Genomic DNA, 16338 nt, shown 5'->3' with positions numbered 1-16338 from the left:
TTTGCATGTCGGGCTACGTGTCGGGTTACTGATTGCCGCAGGCCGACGTCGCCGCCGGGTCGAGCCAGGGCAGTTCGTGCCCCATCCGGTCCCGCTTGGTGCGCAGGTACCGCAGGTTGTGCTCGCCCGCCTGGACGGGCATGGGTTCGCGCGCGGTCACCTCGAGCCCGTACCGCGTCAACGCGTCGACCTTGTCGGGGTTGTTGGTCATCAGCCGCAGGCTGCGCACCCCGAGGTCGTCGAGAATCCGCGCCCCGGCCGCGTAGTCCCGCGCGTCGGCGGGCAGGCCGAGTTCGAGGTTGGCGTCGAGGGTGTCGCGCCCGCGCTCCTGGAGTTCGTACGCGCGCAGCTTGGACAGCAGTCCGATGCCGCGCCCCTCGTGGCCGCGCAGATAGACGACGACGCCCCGGCCCGCCTCGGTGACGCGCCGCATGGACGCCTGGAGCTGTGGGCCGCAGTCGCAGCGCTGCGAGGAGAAGACGTCGCCGGTCAGGCACTCGGAGTGGACCCGGACGAGTACGTCGGTGCCGTCGCCGATGTCGCCGTGGACGAGGGCGACATGCTCGACGCCGTCGACGGTGGAGCGATAGCCGTACGCGGTGAACTCGCCGTACGCCGTGGGTAGTCGGACTTCGGCCTCACGGCGGACGGTGGGCTCCGCCGTACGCCGGTAGGCGATCAGGTCCTCGATGGAGATGATCGTCAGTCCGTGCTTGCGTGCGAACGGGATCAGCTCCGGCAGCCGGAGCATCACCCCGTCCTCGCCCGCGATCTCGACGACCACCCCGGCCGGGCGCAGCCCCGCGAGGCGCGCCAGGTCGACCGCCGCCTCGGTGTGGCCGTTGCGTGCGAGCACCCCGCCCGGCTTGGCGCGCAGCGGGAAGACATGACCGGGCCGGACGAAGTCGCCGGGTCCGGCGGCCTCGCCGGCGGCGAGCAGCCGGAGCGTGATGGCACGGTCGGCGGCCGAGATGCCGGTGGTGACGCCGTGGGCCGGTCCCGCGTCGACGGAGACGGTGAACGCGGTCCGCATCGACTCGGTGTTGTGGTCGACCATCTGCGGCATTTCGAGCCGGTCCAGCTCCGCGCCCTCCATGGGGGCGCAGATCAGTCCACGGCACTCGCTCATCATGAAGGCGACGATCTCGGGGGTCGCCTTCTCGGCGGCGATGACGAGGTCGCCCTCGTTCTCGCGGTCCTCGTCGTCTACGACCACGACGGGGCGCCCCGCCGCGATGTCCATGATCGCCCGCTCCACGGGGTCGAGGGCGAAGTCCTCGATGTTGTCGGTGGAGTACCAGGTCGGTTGTGCGGTCATGCTGTTGCTCCTTCCAGAGCCGGGGCGGCGGGCCGGGTGCGCGACCACCAGTCGCGCAGTCCCCACAGGACGAGGCCGAGGTAGACGACGTACACGAAGCCGGAGAAGGCGAGTCCGCTGCTGAAGGCGAGCGGTACGCCGACGAGGTCGACCAGGAGCCAGGCGAACCAGAACTCGACCAGGCCGCGCGCCTGGGCGACCATCGCGGCGAGGGTGCCGACGAAGATGTACGCGTCGGGCCAGGGGTTCCAGGACAGGTCGGGTACGGCGGTGAACAGGCCGCCGACGGCGAGGGTGCCCACCGCCGTACCGCCGAGGAGCAGCCAGCGCTCGGGCCAGGTGGCGAACCGTACGGCGATCGTGCCGTCCTGCGCCTGCTGCCGGCCGCGCTGCCACATCCGCCAGCCCCACAACGCGACGCCGATGACAAGGAGTTGCTTGCCGACGCCGCCGCTGAGGTGAGCCGAGGCGTAGGCGGCGACGAGGATGAGGCCGGACAGCAACTGCGCGGGCCAGGTCAGGATCGAGCGCCGCCAGCCGAGCGCGAGGGCGATCAGACCGATGGAGTTGCCGATCATGTCGGACCAGATGATGTGCTGGCCGAAGGCGGTGAACGCCTGCGCGTTCAGCCAGTCCATGGCCGGCCAGGAGGCCGCGGCGTTCATCGGACCGGTCCCTGCGCGTCCGCGGCTTCGGCGTCCGGGGCGGGGTGGGCCAGCAGCCGCTCCACGTACTTGGCGATGACGTCGACCTCGAGGTTGACCGGGTCACCGGGGCCCTTGATGCCCAGGGTGGTCAGCGCGAGGGTGGTGGGGATGAGGCTGATGGTGAAGTAGTCGTCTCCCGCGTCGACCACCGTGAGGCTGACGCCGTCGACGGTGATGGAGCCCTTCTCGACCACGTAGCGGGTGAGGCCGGCGGGGAGCGAGACCTTGACGATCTCCCAGTGCTCGGACCTCTTTCGCTCCACGACCGTGCCGGTGCCGTCGACATGGCCCTGGACGATATGTCCGCCGAGCCGGCCGCCGACGGCCATGGGCCGCTCCAGATTGACCCGTGCGCCAGGCACGAGCGCGCCGAGGCTGGAGCGGTCGAGGGTCTCGGCCATCACGTCGGCGGTGAACTCGCCCCCGTCGAGGTCGACAACGGTGAGGCAGACGCCGTTGACGGCGATCGAGTCGCCGTGCTTGGCGCCTTCGGTGACGGCGGGGCCGCGCAGTCGGAAGCGGGAGGAGTCGCCGAGGTTCTCGACGGCGGTGACCTCACCCAGTTCTTCGACGATTCCGGTGAACACTCAACGCTCCTTGGGAGTTCTGGGAGTTGACGCGACCGCGGTGCTGACGGCCGCCGCGCCGTTTTCGGGTGTGGCGGTGATACGGAGATCGGGGCCGACGCGCGCGGTCTCGGTCATCCGCAGGCGCAACGCCTGCGTGAGGGTGGTGATTCCTGCGTCGCCGAGGGCGGTGGGCCCGGCGCCGAGCAGGACGGGCGCGAGATAGCCGACGACCTTGTCGACGGCCCCGGCGGCGACGAAGGCACCGGCCAGCGTCGGGCCGCCTTCCAGGAGTACGGAGCGCACGCCGCGCGCGTGCAGTGCGGCGAGCAGCGCGGGGACGGACAGCCCCCGTTCGGCGCGCGGCAGCCGCAGGACGTCCACGGGCTCCGCGCCGGGCCCGGCGGCCTTGAGGTGTGTGGTGTCCGCGTCGTCGGCGACGGCGATCAGGGTGGGCGCGGCACCGTCGAGGACGCGTGCTCCGGGCCGTACGGCGGTGGCCTCGGTGTCGATGACGACCCGCAGCGGCTGGACGGCGCCCTCGACGCCCCGGACCGCGAGGTGCGGGTCGTCCGCGCGCGCGGTGCCCGAGCCGACGACGACCGCGTCGGCCTCGGCACGCAGTCGGTGGACGTCGGCGCGGGACTCGGCGGAGGTGATCCAGCGGCTGGTGGCGTCGGCCGCCGCGATACGGCCGTCGAGCGTGGCGGCGTACTTCCACAGGACATGGGGGCGGCCGAGGCGTACGGAGGTAAGCCAGGCCGCGTTGCCCGCCTCGGCCTCCTCGGCGAGAAGCCCCTGCTCGACCCGTATTCCGGCCGCCCGCAACGTCTCCGCGCCGCCGGTCGCCCGGAGGTCGGGGTCGCCCACCGCGTACACGACGCGGGCGATCTTGGCCTCGATGAGCGCCCGGGTGCAGGGTCCGGTGCGGCCGGTGTGGTCGCACGGTTCGAGGGTGACGTACGCGGTGCCGCCCGCGGCCCGGCCGCCGGCCGCGCGCAGGGCGTGGATCTCGGCGTGCGGGCCGCCGGCGCGCTGATGGAATCCCTCGCCCGCGAGTTGGCCTTCGGCGTCGAGGATCACGCATCCGACGACCGGATTGGGGCTGGTGGCGCCGAGTGCGCGGGCGGCGAGCGTGACGGCTCGGCGCATGGCGTCGATGTCGGCCGTGGTGGTGGCCACCGGGTCCTCCCTGCCTGAAGGGGCACGGACTCCGGGGCCTGTCGATGACGACAGAGAAACGGGACACGCACACGGCAACGCCGAGACCGATGAACGGATGCGTCCGAGGACGATCCGCCGACGGCGGCATACCGATGACGGCCCGCCGCGCACTGCCTCCCATCCGGACTTTCACCGTCGGTCCAGGAGTTTCACCTGGTCAACCGGCCGCTGGAAGCGGTCGGGTCGCGGACTGTAACCGCCGGTTCGGAATTACACCGACCCCGGAGTGCGCTGCTGCTGGTACCCGACCAGTGTGCCACGCCTGATCGTCGGCCATCAGGGGGCGGTGTGTGCGCTGGCTCACAGCCGGTACGGGCGGCCCGCCGGGGCGCGGCTCGCACCCTGTGGTCACCCTGTCGTCACCCGGGGCGTCACACGCTGGCAGGCTTGGGCCATGGCAACAATCCTCGTGACCGGTGGTACGGGAACACTCGGCAGGCAGGTCGTGGACCGACTGCGCACGGACGGGCACACCGTCCGTGCGCTGAGCCGCAGTTCACGGCCGTACGCCGTCGATCTGCGGGACGACGACAGCAGGGGGCTGGACGAGGCGCTGCGGGATGTGGACGTGGTCGTCCACTGCGCCTCGTCGCCGCGCGGCGGTGACGACAGGGCGGCGGCGCATCTGGTGGAGTCGGCCGTACGGGCGCGGATTCCGCATCTCGTCTACATCTCGGTCGTCGGGGGCGACCGGTTGCCGCTCGGCTACTACCGGACGAAGCGGATCGTCGAGCGGATGATCGAGGATTCGGGGCTCGGCTGGACGATTCTGCGTACGACCGACTTCCACGACCGGGTGCTGAAGATGCTTCAGGGCGCGACGAAGCTGCCGGTCGCGGCCGTGCTGCCCGCGCAGGTGAGCCTTCAGCCGATCGGCTCGGCGGAGGTCGCGGCGCGGCTGGCGGACCTGGCGACGGGCCCGCCGGCGGGGCGGGTGCCCGACCTCGGGGGTCCCGAGGTGCGCACGCTCGAGGATCTGGCTCAGGCGTATCTGCGGGCGACGGGCCGTGGGCGGCGGCTGGTGGCGATGCCGCTGTTCGGCAAGGCGTACGCGGGCTACCGCCGGGGCGATCAGCTCACGCCCCAACGGGCTGTCGGCAAGGAGACGTTCGAGGACTTCCTGGCGACGCGGAAGATGTGAGCGCCGGCCGGGTCCGCGCCGCCAGGTCCGCGCCGCCGGGTCCCGCGTCAGGCCGGTGGGGCGAACAGGTCGTTCTGGGCCGCGTCCCGCGCCGTCAGCAGTGCTCCCCGCAGCACGGCCGCGCCGCCCAGGGACGTCGCGACGACCTCCGTACGGAGGGGGGACATCTCCGCCAGGCGCGCCTCGGTGCGCGAGGCCAGCACCGCACCGCCCGCCTGGCCGACCTCGCCTCCCAGGACCACCCTGCCCGGGTCGAGTACGGCGCTGATGGCCGCGGCGCCGACCGCGAGCCGCGCGGCGAGGGCGTCGAGGAAGGCGTCGCCCGCGTCGCCCGCATCGAGGGCGGCGCGGACGACGGCCGCCGCGGGCGGCTCCTGGGGGCCGGCGTCGGCGAACAGGCCGTGGCGCTCGGCCAGTTCGCAGACGGCCGCCGATCCGGCGAGCGTGTGGAACCCACCGTCGCAGGCGGTGGCCGAGGGCAGCCCCGAGGTCCCCGGCACGGGCAGGAAGCCGATCTCGCCGGCGCCGCCCGAGGCACCGCGCCGGACCTTGCCGTCCAGGACGAGGGCGGCGCCCACGCCGAAGCCCAGCCACAGCAGTACGAAGGAGCCCGTGCTGTGGTCGCGGGCGGCGCCCACGCGCTGTTCGGCGACGGCGGCGAGATTGGTCTCGTTCTCCACAAGGACGGTCGCGGACAGGCGTTCCTGAAGTGCGGCGACAAGTCTTCGGTGCCAGGCGGGCAGGCCGCTGGTCTCGCGTAGTTCGCCGGTCACCGGGTCGATCAGGCCGGGCGCGCCGATGCCGACGCTGTGCAGCCGTACGGCGCCGGCCTCCCGGGCCGTGCGCTCCAGCAGGGCCGCCGCGCCCTCGACGGCCGGTTCGGTGCCCGTGTCGCTGCCGATGGGCAGCACCGCCTCGGCGAGCGTGGCCCCGAGGAGGTCGGTGACGACGACGGCGACGCTCTGCGTCCGTACGTCGAGCGCCGCGAGATGCGCCCGGTCGGCGACCAGCCCGTACAGGCGCGCGTTGGGGCCGCGACGGGTGCCTCCCGCCTCGCCGACGATCCTGACCAGTCCGGAGCCTTGCAGCCGCTCCACGAGATCGGCGACGGTGGGCCGCGAGAGCCCGGTGAGCGTCTTGAGCTGTCCCGCCGTCAACGGGCCCTCGTCCTGGAGGAGTTCCAGGGCGAGGCGGTCGTTGATGGCCCGTGCCGTGCTCGGGGATGCGGCCATGCCTGGATCCTTCCAGATGTCTGCGGATCTCTTGCGGGCGGTGCCATCTATTTATCATGCAGGGTTCCTGATAGTTTACTGCCGCACTGCTGGAGGCGTGAGCGCGCCGCACGGGGAGGACAAGACGCGATGCCGACTGGACCACCGGTCTTCGACAAACAACGACTGCGCCAGGCACGGTTCGCCGTGGCCGCGGTCTTCTGTGTGCACGGCGCGGTCACCGGCAGCTTCGCGACCCGTATCCCCTGGATCCAGGACCACGCGGCGCTCAGCGCCGGGCAGTTGGGGCTCGCGCTCGCCTTCCCCGCCATCGGCGCCTCGGTCGCGATGCCGCTGGCCGGCGCGATCAGCCACCGATTCGGCGCGCGTACGGCGCTGCGCGGGCTGCTCGCGCTGTGGACGCTCTCCCTCACGCTGCCGGCGCTCGCCCCCAACCTGCTGACGCTGTGTCTGGCGTTGTTCGTGTACGGCGCCACCTCGGGCATGTCCGACGTCGCGATGAACGCGCTCGGTGTGGAGATCGAGAACCGGCTCGACAAGTCGATCATGTCCAGCCTCCACGGCATGTGGAGCACGGGCGCGCTGCTCGGCTCCGCCGGAGGCACGCTCGCGGCACACATGGACAGTGACGCGCGCGTGCATCATCTGATAGCGGCCGCGGTGCTCACCGTCGCGGGGCTCATCGCCTGCCGCTGGGTGCTCGACCTGCGCAGCGCGCCGGACGACGAGCCGCCGCCGCGCTTCGCCCTGCCGCCGAAGTCCGCGCTGCTGATCGGTGCCGTGGGCTTCTGCGCGGTCTTCGCGGAGGGCGCGAGCCTCGACTGGTCGGCGGTGTATCTGGAGGACGTACTGGACACATCACCCGGTCTCGCCGCCGCGTCCACGACGGCCTTCGCACTCACCATGGCCGTGGCGCGGCTGCTCGGCGACCGGGTGGTCGACCGCTTCGGCGCGGTGCGGTGCGTCAGGGTCGGCGGGGTGTCCGCCACCATCGGCGGCGCGTTGGTGGTCTTCGCGCCCGGTCCGCTCGTCGCCATGAGCGGGTTCGCCCTCGTCGGGCTGGGTGTCGCGGTGGTCGTACCACTGGCCTTCGCCGCCGCCGGGCGCAGCGGGCCCAACCCCAGTCAGGCCATCGCGGGCGTCGCGACCATCACGTACACGTCGGGGCTGATCGCCCCCTCGGCGATCGGCGCGGTGGCCGACGCGACGTCTCTGGTGGTCTCGTTCGGCCTGGTGACCCTGCTGGCCTTCGGTCTGGTGCTGGGTGCGAACGTGCTGAAGACCGGGGACCGGCGCGCGGCCCCGGCCGTGGGGACGCCGAAGCCCGCACCGTCCATACAGAACGACTGACGGACCCCGGACCCCGGACCCCGGACCCCGGGCCTCGGGCCCCGGGCCCCGGGCCCTGCGGCTCGATCGCCGGACGGGGCGGGAACACGACCCACGACCCGTCCGGCGAACCGATTCACTCAGGGCGCGATCGAGTCGAGCTGTTCCGCGGCCGGCCGCAGCGCCCAGAGGTCGCCCAGGGGTGGCTCCTCCAGCAGGGGTACAGCGGCCTTCGCCTTCTTGTTGCCGGCGTCGGCCGCGGCGTGGACGATGTCGCTCGCCGCGTACCGGTCGAAGTCCAGCTCCGGATGCGGCCACGGGGCGCTGCCGGTCGCGGCCGGCAGCAGATACTCGACGGCCTTGAACAGGCTCTGGCCGTCCGGCCCCCTGTGGTCCCAGAGGTTCACGCCGACGTGTTCGCCTATGTCGGCGAGCCGGGTGTAGGCGACCAGCGCGAACGTCGAGTAGTGATAGCTGCGGGTGCGGGCCAGCTCCTGCGGCTGGGTGCCGTCGCCCTTGATCTGGGTGTCGATCCGCTTGGCCCGCGCGTCCTTGACGACCTTGCGGGCGAGAGCCTTGTCGCCGGTGGCGAGCGCGAGACCGGCGACCTGCATGTCCATGAAGGTGCCGTGGTTGTTCTGGGCCGCCGACTCCTCCTTGCCGAAGGGGGAGTTGACGAGCCAGTCGAGGAAGTCCTCGTTCCAGGCCCGCATGCCGGCCCGGTCGGCCTTGGTCCAGCCCGGAGCGCCGGTCTGAAGGATCGCGAGCGCGTCGAGCACGCTCGTGTACTGCTGCGAGAAGTCGATGATCCCGATCGCGCGGCCCTCGTACTTGCACGGGATGAACTGCCCGTGGTTCAGATTCGGGTTCATCCGGGTCGCCGGGTCGACGAACCAGGTGCGCAGGATCTTGGCGGCGTGCTCCGCGTACTTCTTCTCGCCCGTGTAGTACCAGGCGAGGCTGAGGCTGGTGGTGGAGTTGAACACCTTCCCGATGTCGGGGCGGTCGGTGCCCGTGTCGACCTCGGGGTTGCGCTCGCCGTCGCGCTGGACGTACGGGCAACCCCAGGGATTCTCCTCGGTCTTGGGCTGCGTCGGCCACCAGTACGGTGCCTGGCTGAGGTAGTCGTGCGGATCGCCGCTGGGCGCCGGTTTGGGTTTGTCGGTGACGGTCCAGGGGCCCTGGTTCAGGTACTTGTCGGCGGTGGCGGTGAGTTGGCCCACCGTCTCGCGCAGCGCGGGGTCGCCCCTGTCTAGGCGGGCCTTGGCGTCCTGCATGCGCTGCCCGTCGATGACGACCGTCGCGGGGGCCTTACGGGCGTCGCCGTGCCGGGCTTCACCGGCGGACGAGGACGTCGCGGGCAGGAGGACGGCGGCCAGGGCCGCCGAGACGGCGAGCAGGGCGCCGAGGCGCCGAGGGGTTCTGCTCCTCATCGAGCACTCCCATCATGTATATGAATGATGTTCATGAACAAGACCGTGCGAGCTGCGAGCGTAGAGGTACGACATGTGAACGGACAATCACTCGGACAGGATTCAGTGACGCGAACTTCGGAGCAGAGCTCGTCCGGAGCTACGATGTCCAGCTATCCTGTCTCGGTGTCCGCGAGCGCGACGAGGTCGTCGCGTCGGGCATCGGGCGCGTCCGCGACAGTCGTGAGGAGCACGGCCCGGCCGGCGAGCGGCAGCGCCGCCAGAGCGGGCACGGCGGCAGGTTCCGTCAGTCCTCGGGCAGTTCCACCGGCGCGATCTCGTCGTACACGTCCCCCGGCCCCGGATTCGTCGCGTCCGAAGCGCCACCGAAGTGGGTCATCACACCCCACACGGCGTTGAGCGCGGTCTGCACGGCGCCCTCCGCCCACCCCGCCGTCCACGAGATGTCGTCCCCCGCCAGGAAGATCCCACGTTTGTCGGCGGGCAGCCTGTCCTGCATGAAGTGGGTGAACAGCCGGCGCTGGTAGCGGTAGTGGCCCGGCAGGTTCGCTTTGAACGCGCCCATGAAATATGGCTCGTTCTCCCATGACACCGTCACCGGGCTGCCGATGACATGCTCGCGGATGTCGACCCCAGGATAGATCTCGCCCAGCGACTTCAGCATGACCTCCATCCGCTCGTTCGCCGACAGCGGCAGCCACTTCAGGCTGTCGTCGGCCCAGGTGTAGGAGAGGCAGATGACGGCCGGTCTGTCGGGCCCGTTGTCCAGGAGGTACGTGCCGCGCGTCATCCGGTCGGTGAGGGTCATCGACATCGTGTCGCGCCCGGTCGGCTCGCCCCTGTCGTCCACGGCCTCGTCCAGCCAGAACGGCCGGTCCACCGGCACGAACAGCTTGGACGACTCCATGTAGTGGGTGCGCTCCATCGCCGTCCAGTGGTCGATCGGGAAGAGCGAGTCGGCGCAGTCGATCTTCGAAAGCAGCAGCCAGGACTGCGCGGTGAAGACGGCGGCGCGGTAGGTACGGATGTCCCCGGAGGCGTCGGTGACGGTGATCCGGTCCCCCGCCGTGCGGTGCAGTTTGGTCACGGCGCCGCGCGGCGCGCCGCCGTGCAGCGAGGAGAGCGAGGTGCCGAGCGGCCAGTGCGTGATCTTGGCGGGTTCGCGCTCCCAGAGCCGTAGCGGCAGTTGGCTGCTGCCGCCGACGATGCCGCGGTGGTGGTCGTCGGCCTCGGAGTAGACGACGCGCAGGATCTCCAGGATGGAGTTGGGGAAGTCGGTGTCCCAGCCGCCCGTTCCGAAGCCGACCTGGCCGAAGATCTCGCGGTGCCGGAAGGACTTGAAGGCGTCGGAGTCGCAGAGGAAGCCGTAGAAGGTCTGGTTGTCGAGCTTGTCCACGAGCCGCGCCCAGATCTCCCGGATGCGCGGTACGTCGCGTTCGCGCATGGCGCGGTTCATGTCGGAGAAGTCGGCGCCTTCCTCCAGACAGGTGTTCCAGGCGGTCATGACGTCGCGGTAGACCTGCGGCAGGTCGTCGATCGTCCGCGCGTAGTGCGACTCGCCCTTGAGGTCCACGACGGTCGAAGGGGTGCCGGGGGCAAGGGGGTTGGGGAACGGCTCGGTGACCAGGCCCACCAGGTCGATGTAGTGCTGGAGCGCGGTGGACGACGGCGGGAAGCGCATCGCGCCCATCTCGGCGGTCAGTTCGGGGTCGCAGCCGTCGAAGCCGACGGTACGCAGCCGGCCGCCGATCCGGTCGGCCTCGTACACCACCGGCCGCAGGCCCATCTTCATCAGCTCGTACGCGGCGACGATGCCCGACAGACCCCCGCCGATGACCGCGACCTCGGCGCCGTGCTCGGTCGCCGGTATCTGGCCGAGGCCGGCGGGGTGGGCGAGGAAGTCGTCGTAGGCGTACGGGAAGTCCGGACCGAACATGGTGATCGGCGGCAGACCGGCCGGCGGCCGGTCCTCGGTGTGCGGGACGGAGGTGGGCACCGTGGACGTCATGGGGTACGGACTCCTTGCGGGAATGGCGTGAGCGACGAGGGGCAGGGGCGAGCGGCGGTCAGTTCAGCGCGCCGTACATCCCGGGGCGCCGGTCGCTCAGATACGGGTTGGCGGCGCGTGAGGCCCGCAGCAGCTCGGGGTCGACGTCGCCGAACAGCAGCTCCTCGCCGCGTCCCGCACGTGCGCGGGTGGTGCCGTCCGGCCCGGCCAGACAGCTCAGCCCGACGAACTCGAACGCGGACCCGCCGTCCCCCTCGGGACCTGTCCGGTTCACGTACGCCACATACATCTGGTTCTCGAAGGCGCGCACCGGCACGACCGATTCGGCGACGAACTGGAAGGGGTGCATCTGAGCGGTGGGCACCAGCAGCAGATCGGTCCCGGCGAGGGCGTGGGCGCGTACGTTCTCCGGGAACTCGACGTCGTAGCAGATCATGATCCCTACCCGCAGACCGCCGAGTTCGGCCTGTACGACCGGGATGTCGCCGGGGGTGAACCACTCCCGCTCGAAGCCGCCGAAGAGATGGGTCTTGCGGTAGTCGGCGAGGGCGGAGCCGTCCGGGCCGATGAGCCGCGCGGCGTTGTACAGCGGCGAGTTCGCGCCGGACCGCTCCGGGTAGCCGTACAGGACCGCGACGCCGTGCTCGGCCGCGATCCGGGCCACGGCCTCGGCGGCCGGACCGTCCGCGCTCTCGGCCAGTCGCGACACGTCCGGGCCGATGGCGTAGCCGGTGAGGAACATCTCGGGGCAGACCAGCAGCCCGGCCCCGCCGGCCGCCGCCTCGCGGGCCGCGCCCGCGATGATCTCAAGATTCTTCACGGCGTCGCCGGGCCGGCCGGAGCTCTGGAGCAGGGCGATACGTGACGACGGCATGGCTGACCTCGGGACGTCATGGGGTTTCGGGGGACGACTTCGACGGTACGGCTCCGACTTCCGCGGCGGCAAGGCGCCTGTGTTGCGTGTGGGCGGGGCAATCGTTGCGTGTTCGGGCCGTTTCGCGGCGATTCGTTGCGCCGCCGGGACAAGGGCTGGTCGGACGCGGTTCTCCGCCGTGCGGCGGAGCCGGTGGCGACCGTGGCATGACGCCCGGGAGAGGCCCGGCGCGGGAGGGTGATCAAGCCCGGGAGGCACCGGGCGCATGACATCGGTACCGGGACACCGGTACTCCCGAGAAAGGGATTCCCATGAGTCTTGGCACACCGTCACGCAGCACCCGCACCCGCGCCACGGCGGTGGGGGCCGCACTGCTGGTCGCCGCCCTGGTCGTCACCGGCGGATCGGCGGTGGCATGGGACGGCCCCGGTACCGGCACCGGCGCCGGCACCGGGGCGAGCGACCGGAGCACGACGCGCGAGGCGGCGGCCCTCACCGGCACCGCCAAGCTGTACCGCTCGCTCGGTGACGACATCACCTTCACCTTCGACGCACACCTCGCGGCCAAGGACACCGACGACCCGACCAAGGCCACCGGCACCTTCCGTTTCAGCCACTATCTGGACGACTTCGGCGCCTCGGCCGAAGTGAAGGTCGACTGCCTGCTGACCGGCGGGAAGGTGGCCGTCGTGAGCGGCATCGTCACCAAGTCGGACCTGCCGGGTGCCGAGGGCGAGCGGGTCGGTGTCACGGTGCACGATCTGGGGCGCGGGGACCGGCTCGGCTATAGCTGGGCCTCCACCGGCAGTCCGGCCGACCAGGGACCGATGCCGAAGTGCGTGAGTTCCGCGCCGTTCGAGAAGGTCAAGGCGGGCACCGGCGACTTCAAGGTGCTGCCCTGGGAGCCGAAGCTCTGAGCGGCGCACGGTGACGGCCGGGGCTCCCGCGCGAGGGGACGGGAGCCCCGGCGCCGTGCCGTTCGGTATCGGCCCGGTGCGCTGGGCCCGGCGTCAGCCCGGCGCGCCCGACGAGAAGCGTCTGAGCAGCGGTGAGAGCACCAGTACCGACTTCGTACGCTCCACGTACGGCTCCCCCGCGATCTGTTCGAGCACCCGCTCGAAGTGGCGCATGTCGGAGGCGAAGACCTGGACCACGGCGTCGGCGTCGCCCGTGACGGTCGACGCGGACACCACCTCCGGGTAGCGCGACAGACCGCGCCGGATGTCCTCGGGCGAGGTCTTGTGGCGGCAGTAGATCTCCACGAACCCCTCGGTCTCCCAGCCGAGCGCGGCCGGGTCCACCCGTACGGTGAAGCCGGTGATGGCGCCCTCGGCGCGCAGCCGGTCGACCCGCCGCTTCACGGCGGGCGCCGAGAGGCCGACCTCGGAGCCGATGTCCGCGAAGGAGCGGCGGGCGTCCTCGGCGAGGGCGTGCACGATGCGTTCGTCCAGCTTGTTCAGTCGCACTGCGGGTCGGTCACTTCTCGGATCACTTCTCTGCGGGTGGTGGTTCTGGCGAGGCCGGCCGGGCGCGGCGCGCCCCGTATCCGAAGTAGACCATGAGCCCGACGGCCATCCAGATTCCGAAGACCACCCAGGTGATCTCCGCGAGACCGGCCATCAGATAGAGGCAGAGCCCGAAGCCGATGGCGGGTACGACGGGCGACAGCGGGACACGGAAGCCGCGCCGTATCTCCGGCCGGGTGCGCCGCAGCACGACCACGGAGACGTTGACGAGGGCGAACGCGAACAGCGTGCCGATGCTGGTGGCGTCGGCCAGTTGGCCGAGCGGGACGACGGAGGCGAGCACCCCGCAGAACAGCGCGACGATCACGGTGTTGGCGCGCGGGGCGCCGGTCGTGGGATGGACCTTCGCGAAGATCCTCGGCACCAGGCCGTCGCGGGACATCGCGAACAGGATGCGGGTCTGCCCGTACAGGACCGTCAGAACGACGCTCGCGATGGCGACGACCGCGCCGGCGGCGAGCAGCACGGCCCAGACGTCGCTGCCGCTGACATCGCGCAGGACGCCGGCCAGTGCCGCCTCGGAGTCCGAGAAGTCGCGCCACGGCCGGGCGCCGACCGCGACCGCCGCCACCAGGACGTACAGCACGGTGACGATGAACAGCGAGAGCATGATGGCGCGCGGCAGGTCCCGCTGCGGGTTCCTGGCCTCCTCACCGGCGGTGGACGCGGCGTCGAAGCCGATGTACGAGAAGAACAGCGAGCCCGCCGCCGCGCTGACCCCGGCCACCCCGAGCGGCATGAACGGCGTGTAGTTGCCCGCCTTGACCCCCTGGAAGGCGACGGCGCAGAACAGCAGCAGCGCGGCGATCTTCACCGTGACCATGACCGTGTTGACCCGCGCGGACTCCCGCGCGCCGCCGAGGAGGAAGGTCATGGCGAGCAGGACGACCAGCAGGGCCGGGAAGTTGAAGACACCGCCGTCGCCGGGCGGCGAGGAGAGCGCGTCGGGAATGGTGACGCCGATCGTGCCGTCGAGGAGTTCGTTCAGATACTGGCCCCAGCCGACGGCGACCGCGGCGACAGACACCCCGTACTCCAGGATCAGACACCAGCCGCAGATCCAGGCCACGATCTCGCCCATGGTCGCGTAGGCGTACGAGTAGGAGGAGCCGGACACCGGGATGGTGCCGGCCAGTTCGGCGTACGAGAGGGCGGAGAACAGCGCCGTCAGCCCGGCGAGGACGAAGGAGAGGGTGACGGCGGGTCCGGCCTTGGGGACGGCCTCGCCGAGGACGACGAAGATCCCGGTGCCGAGGGTGGCGCCGATGCTGATCATCGTCAGTTGCCACAACCCGAGCGAACGGCGCAGCGATCCGCCTTGGCCGTGGCCGCTCTCGGCGACGAGCTGGTCGACGGGTTTGCGCCACAGCAGCCGGGCGCCGAGTGCCGGGCGGCCGGGCCCCGGTGCGGGGGCGGGGGGTGGTGCGGCGCCGTTGTCCGGCACGGGTGACTCCCTCGGGGTTCCTGCGGTCAGCCTCCCAGAAGGCCGCCTGCCGGGCGGGCGAGCCACGAGCGCGGGGGCGGCGTAACATTTCGGCCTGCGGCTCCCCGGTGTGGGGCTTCATGGATGCCCGAGAACGGGGTAGGCGAGCGAGTGAGATGAGTCAACAGCCGCACATGGTGATCGTGGAATCACCGCACCGGGACACCGCGTCCGCCCGTACGGTCGCCGCCGACTTCCTGACGCAGCACTGCCCCTGGGCCGATCCGGACGCGGTGCTCCTCGTCATTTCCGAACTCGTGGCGAACGCCGTCCGGCACACCTCCGGCTGGTGGCGGCTCCATCTCACCGCCGAGCAGGAGTCGTTGGTCGTGGAGATCGACGATTCGAGCCCGCAGTTGCCCGTCCCGCGCGACCCCGACTTCGGCGGCGGTGGCGGATTCGGCTGGCCCATGGTGCTGAAGCTGGCGGGCCGGGTGGAGATCAGGCCGCTGCCCGAGGGCAAGCGGGTGCAGGCGGTCTGGGACCGCCCGGCGGCTGAGGCACGGGTCTGCTGATCCGTCCCGTATCACGTAGGCGTACGAACGGCGGTGGGGACGGCCCGCGTCCGGGACCGTCCCCACCAGCCTTCGTCACCCGCGACTCATTCGACGGCCAGCAGCCCTTCGCGCAGCCGTCCGGTGATCCGTGACAGCAGCCGTGACACATGCATCTGGGAGACGCCCAGTTCATGCCCGATCTCCAACTGCGTCATCTCCGCGCCGAAGCGCATCTGGAGGATCCACTTCTCGCGGTCGTCCAGCTCGTCGAGCAGCGGCTTGAGCGCCTGTACGTTCTCCGCCGCCTCCAACTGCGCGTCGGGCGCGCCGAGTCGGTCGGACAGCGGCGATGACGAATCGGCGGTGTCGTCGCTCGGCAGGTCGATAGAACCGGCCGTGTAGCCGTTGCTCGCGACGACGCCTTCGACGATCTCGTCCTCGCCCAGGCCGAGGTGGTCGGCGAGTTCGGCCGTCGTCGGCGCGCGGTCGAAGCGCTGCGACAGTTCGTCCGTCGCCTTGGCCAGATCGATCCGCAACTCCTGGAGCCGGCGCGGCACATGCACGGCCCAGCTCGTGTCGCGGAAGAACCGCTTGATCTCACCGACGATGTACGGGACGGCGAACGTCGCGAACTCCACCTCGCGGCTGAGCTCGAAGCGGTCGATCGCCTTGATGAGGCCGATGGTGCCGACCTGGACGATGTCCTCCATCTGGTCCGAGCGGTTCCTGAAACGCGTCGCCGCGTACCGCACCAGGGCCAGGTTCAGCTCGATCAGGGTGTTGCGCACGTACTGGTGATCGTGCGTGCCCTCCTCCAGCTCCGCCAACCGGACGAAGAAGCTCCGCGAAATCTCCCGTGCGTCCTTGGGTGCCACATCTCCCGGGCACTCCACGTACGGCAGACCGAGTTCCGCCGTGTCGGCGTGGTGGGTTCCGTACGGGATGGTGTCGGTCGGGACCGTGCTCGCCGTGGACACTGTGTCCTCCCCTGCTCTGTTGG

General features: G+C 71.1%; 15 protein-coding genes and 1 riboswitch. Of the genes, 4 read left to right on the top strand and 11 right to left on the bottom strand.

Features of this window, described 5'->3' with window-relative positions; genetic code table 11:
- Positions 1-25: 25 nt before the first annotated feature.
- The 4 genes from OG329_RS35835 to ribD are packed head-to-tail and all read right to left on the bottom strand — an operon-like array spanning position 26 to position 3743.
- Positions 26-1318 (bottom strand): bifunctional 3,4-dihydroxy-2-butanone-4-phosphate synthase/GTP cyclohydrolase II, encoded by a 1293-nt coding sequence (locus tag OG329_RS35835; protein WP_405800794.1) that lies wholly within the window; start codon positions 1316-1318, stop codon positions 26-28.
- Entirely contained in the window at positions 1315-1983 is a 669-nt protein-coding gene (locus OG329_RS35830) for a nicotinamide riboside transporter PnuC (protein ID WP_405800793.1), read from the bottom strand. Before OG329_RS35830 ends, OG329_RS35835 begins: the two co-directional genes overlap by 4 nt.
- A complete protein-coding gene (locus OG329_RS35825) occupies positions 1980-2612 on the bottom strand; it encodes a riboflavin synthase (RefSeq protein ID WP_405800792.1) in 633 nt (210 codons plus the stop codon). Before OG329_RS35825 ends, OG329_RS35830 begins: the two co-directional genes overlap by 4 nt.
- The gene (gene ribD, locus OG329_RS35820) at positions 2613-3743 is read right to left on the bottom strand and encodes a bifunctional diaminohydroxyphosphoribosylaminopyrimidine deaminase/5-amino-6-(5-phosphoribosylamino)uracil reductase RibD (RefSeq protein WP_405802196.1); all 1131 of its coding nucleotides are present in this window, start codon (positions 3741-3743) and stop codon (positions 2613-2615) included.
- A 175-nt stretch (positions 3744-3918) separates the two neighbouring features.
- Positions 3919-4049: riboswitch (FMN riboswitch) on the bottom strand.
- A 160-nt stretch (positions 4050-4209) separates the two neighbouring features.
- Between ribD and OG329_RS35815 the strand changes: the two genes are divergently transcribed.
- Positions 4210-4956: an SDR family oxidoreductase gene (locus tag OG329_RS35815; protein WP_405800790.1), complete on the top strand. Its 747-nt coding sequence runs from the start codon at positions 4210-4212 to the stop codon at positions 4954-4956.
- A 47-nt stretch (positions 4957-5003) separates the two neighbouring features.
- Here the strand turns inward: OG329_RS35815 and OG329_RS35810 are convergent, their stop codons facing one another.
- Positions 5004-6188 carry an ROK family transcriptional regulator gene (locus tag OG329_RS35810; protein ID WP_405800789.1) on the bottom strand — a complete coding sequence of 395 codons (1185 nt, stop codon included), beginning with the start codon at positions 6186-6188 and terminating at the stop codon, positions 5004-5006.
- Between the two features lie 129 nt (positions 6189-6317).
- On the opposite strand from OG329_RS35810, the gene OG329_RS35805 reads away from it, so the two are divergent.
- Complete coding sequence (locus OG329_RS35805) at positions 6318-7538, top strand: MFS transporter (RefSeq protein WP_405800787.1); 1221 nt, start codon at positions 6318-6320, stop codon at positions 7536-7538.
- 119 nt (positions 7539-7657) lie between these two features.
- On the opposite strand, the gene OG329_RS35800 is transcribed toward OG329_RS35805, so the two are convergent.
- From OG329_RS35800 to OG329_RS35790, 3 genes are all read right to left on the bottom strand, one after another.
- Positions 7658-8950, bottom strand: coding sequence for an alginate lyase family protein (locus OG329_RS35800; protein ID WP_405800786.1), 1293 nt, complete (start codon positions 8948-8950; stop codon positions 7658-7660).
- A 286-nt stretch (positions 8951-9236) separates the two neighbouring features.
- A complete protein-coding gene (locus tag OG329_RS35795) occupies positions 9237-10958 on the bottom strand; it encodes a flavin monoamine oxidase family protein (RefSeq protein WP_405800784.1) in 1722 nt (573 codons plus the stop codon).
- Positions 10959-11016: 58 nt separating this feature from the next.
- A complete protein-coding gene (locus OG329_RS35790) occupies positions 11017-11832 on the bottom strand; it encodes a carbon-nitrogen hydrolase family protein (protein ID WP_405800783.1) in 816 nt (271 codons plus the stop codon).
- A 311-nt stretch (positions 11833-12143) separates the two neighbouring features.
- Between OG329_RS35790 and OG329_RS35785 the strand changes: the two genes are divergently transcribed.
- Positions 12144-12749, top strand: a complete 606-nt coding sequence (locus OG329_RS35785; RefSeq protein WP_405800782.1) for a Repetin — start codon at positions 12144-12146, stop codon at positions 12747-12749.
- A gap of 93 nt (positions 12750-12842) precedes the next feature.
- Here OG329_RS35785 and OG329_RS35780 read toward each other — a convergent pair whose 3' ends face one another.
- Complete coding sequence (locus OG329_RS35780; RefSeq protein ID WP_078078353.1) at positions 12843-13298, bottom strand: Lrp/AsnC family transcriptional regulator; 456 nt, start codon at positions 13296-13298, stop codon at positions 12843-12845.
- 22 nt (positions 13299-13320) lie between these two features.
- On the bottom strand, positions 13321-14802 hold the full coding sequence (locus OG329_RS35775; RefSeq protein WP_405800780.1) for an amino acid permease: 1482 nt from the start codon (positions 14800-14802) through the stop codon (positions 13321-13323).
- Positions 14803-14957: 155 nt separating this feature from the next.
- Here OG329_RS35775 and OG329_RS35770 point away from each other — a divergent pair, with 155 nt between their 5' ends.
- On the top strand, positions 14958-15356 hold the full coding sequence (locus tag OG329_RS35770) for an ATP-binding protein (protein ID WP_405800779.1): 399 nt from the start codon (positions 14958-14960) through the stop codon (positions 15354-15356).
- Between the two features lie 86 nt (positions 15357-15442).
- On the opposite strand, the gene OG329_RS35765 is transcribed toward OG329_RS35770, so the two are convergent.
- Positions 15443-16315, bottom strand: a complete 873-nt coding sequence (locus tag OG329_RS35765; protein ID WP_405800777.1) for an RNA polymerase sigma factor SigF — start codon at positions 16313-16315, stop codon at positions 15443-15445.
- Positions 16316-16338: the final 23 nt, after the last annotated feature.

This window comes from Streptomyces sp. NBC_01506 (assembly GCF_045040295.1).
Classification (GTDB): Bacteria; Actinomycetota; Actinomycetes; order Streptomycetales; family Streptomycetaceae; genus Streptomyces.
This window is presented reverse-complemented; position numbering and strand designations above follow the sequence as displayed.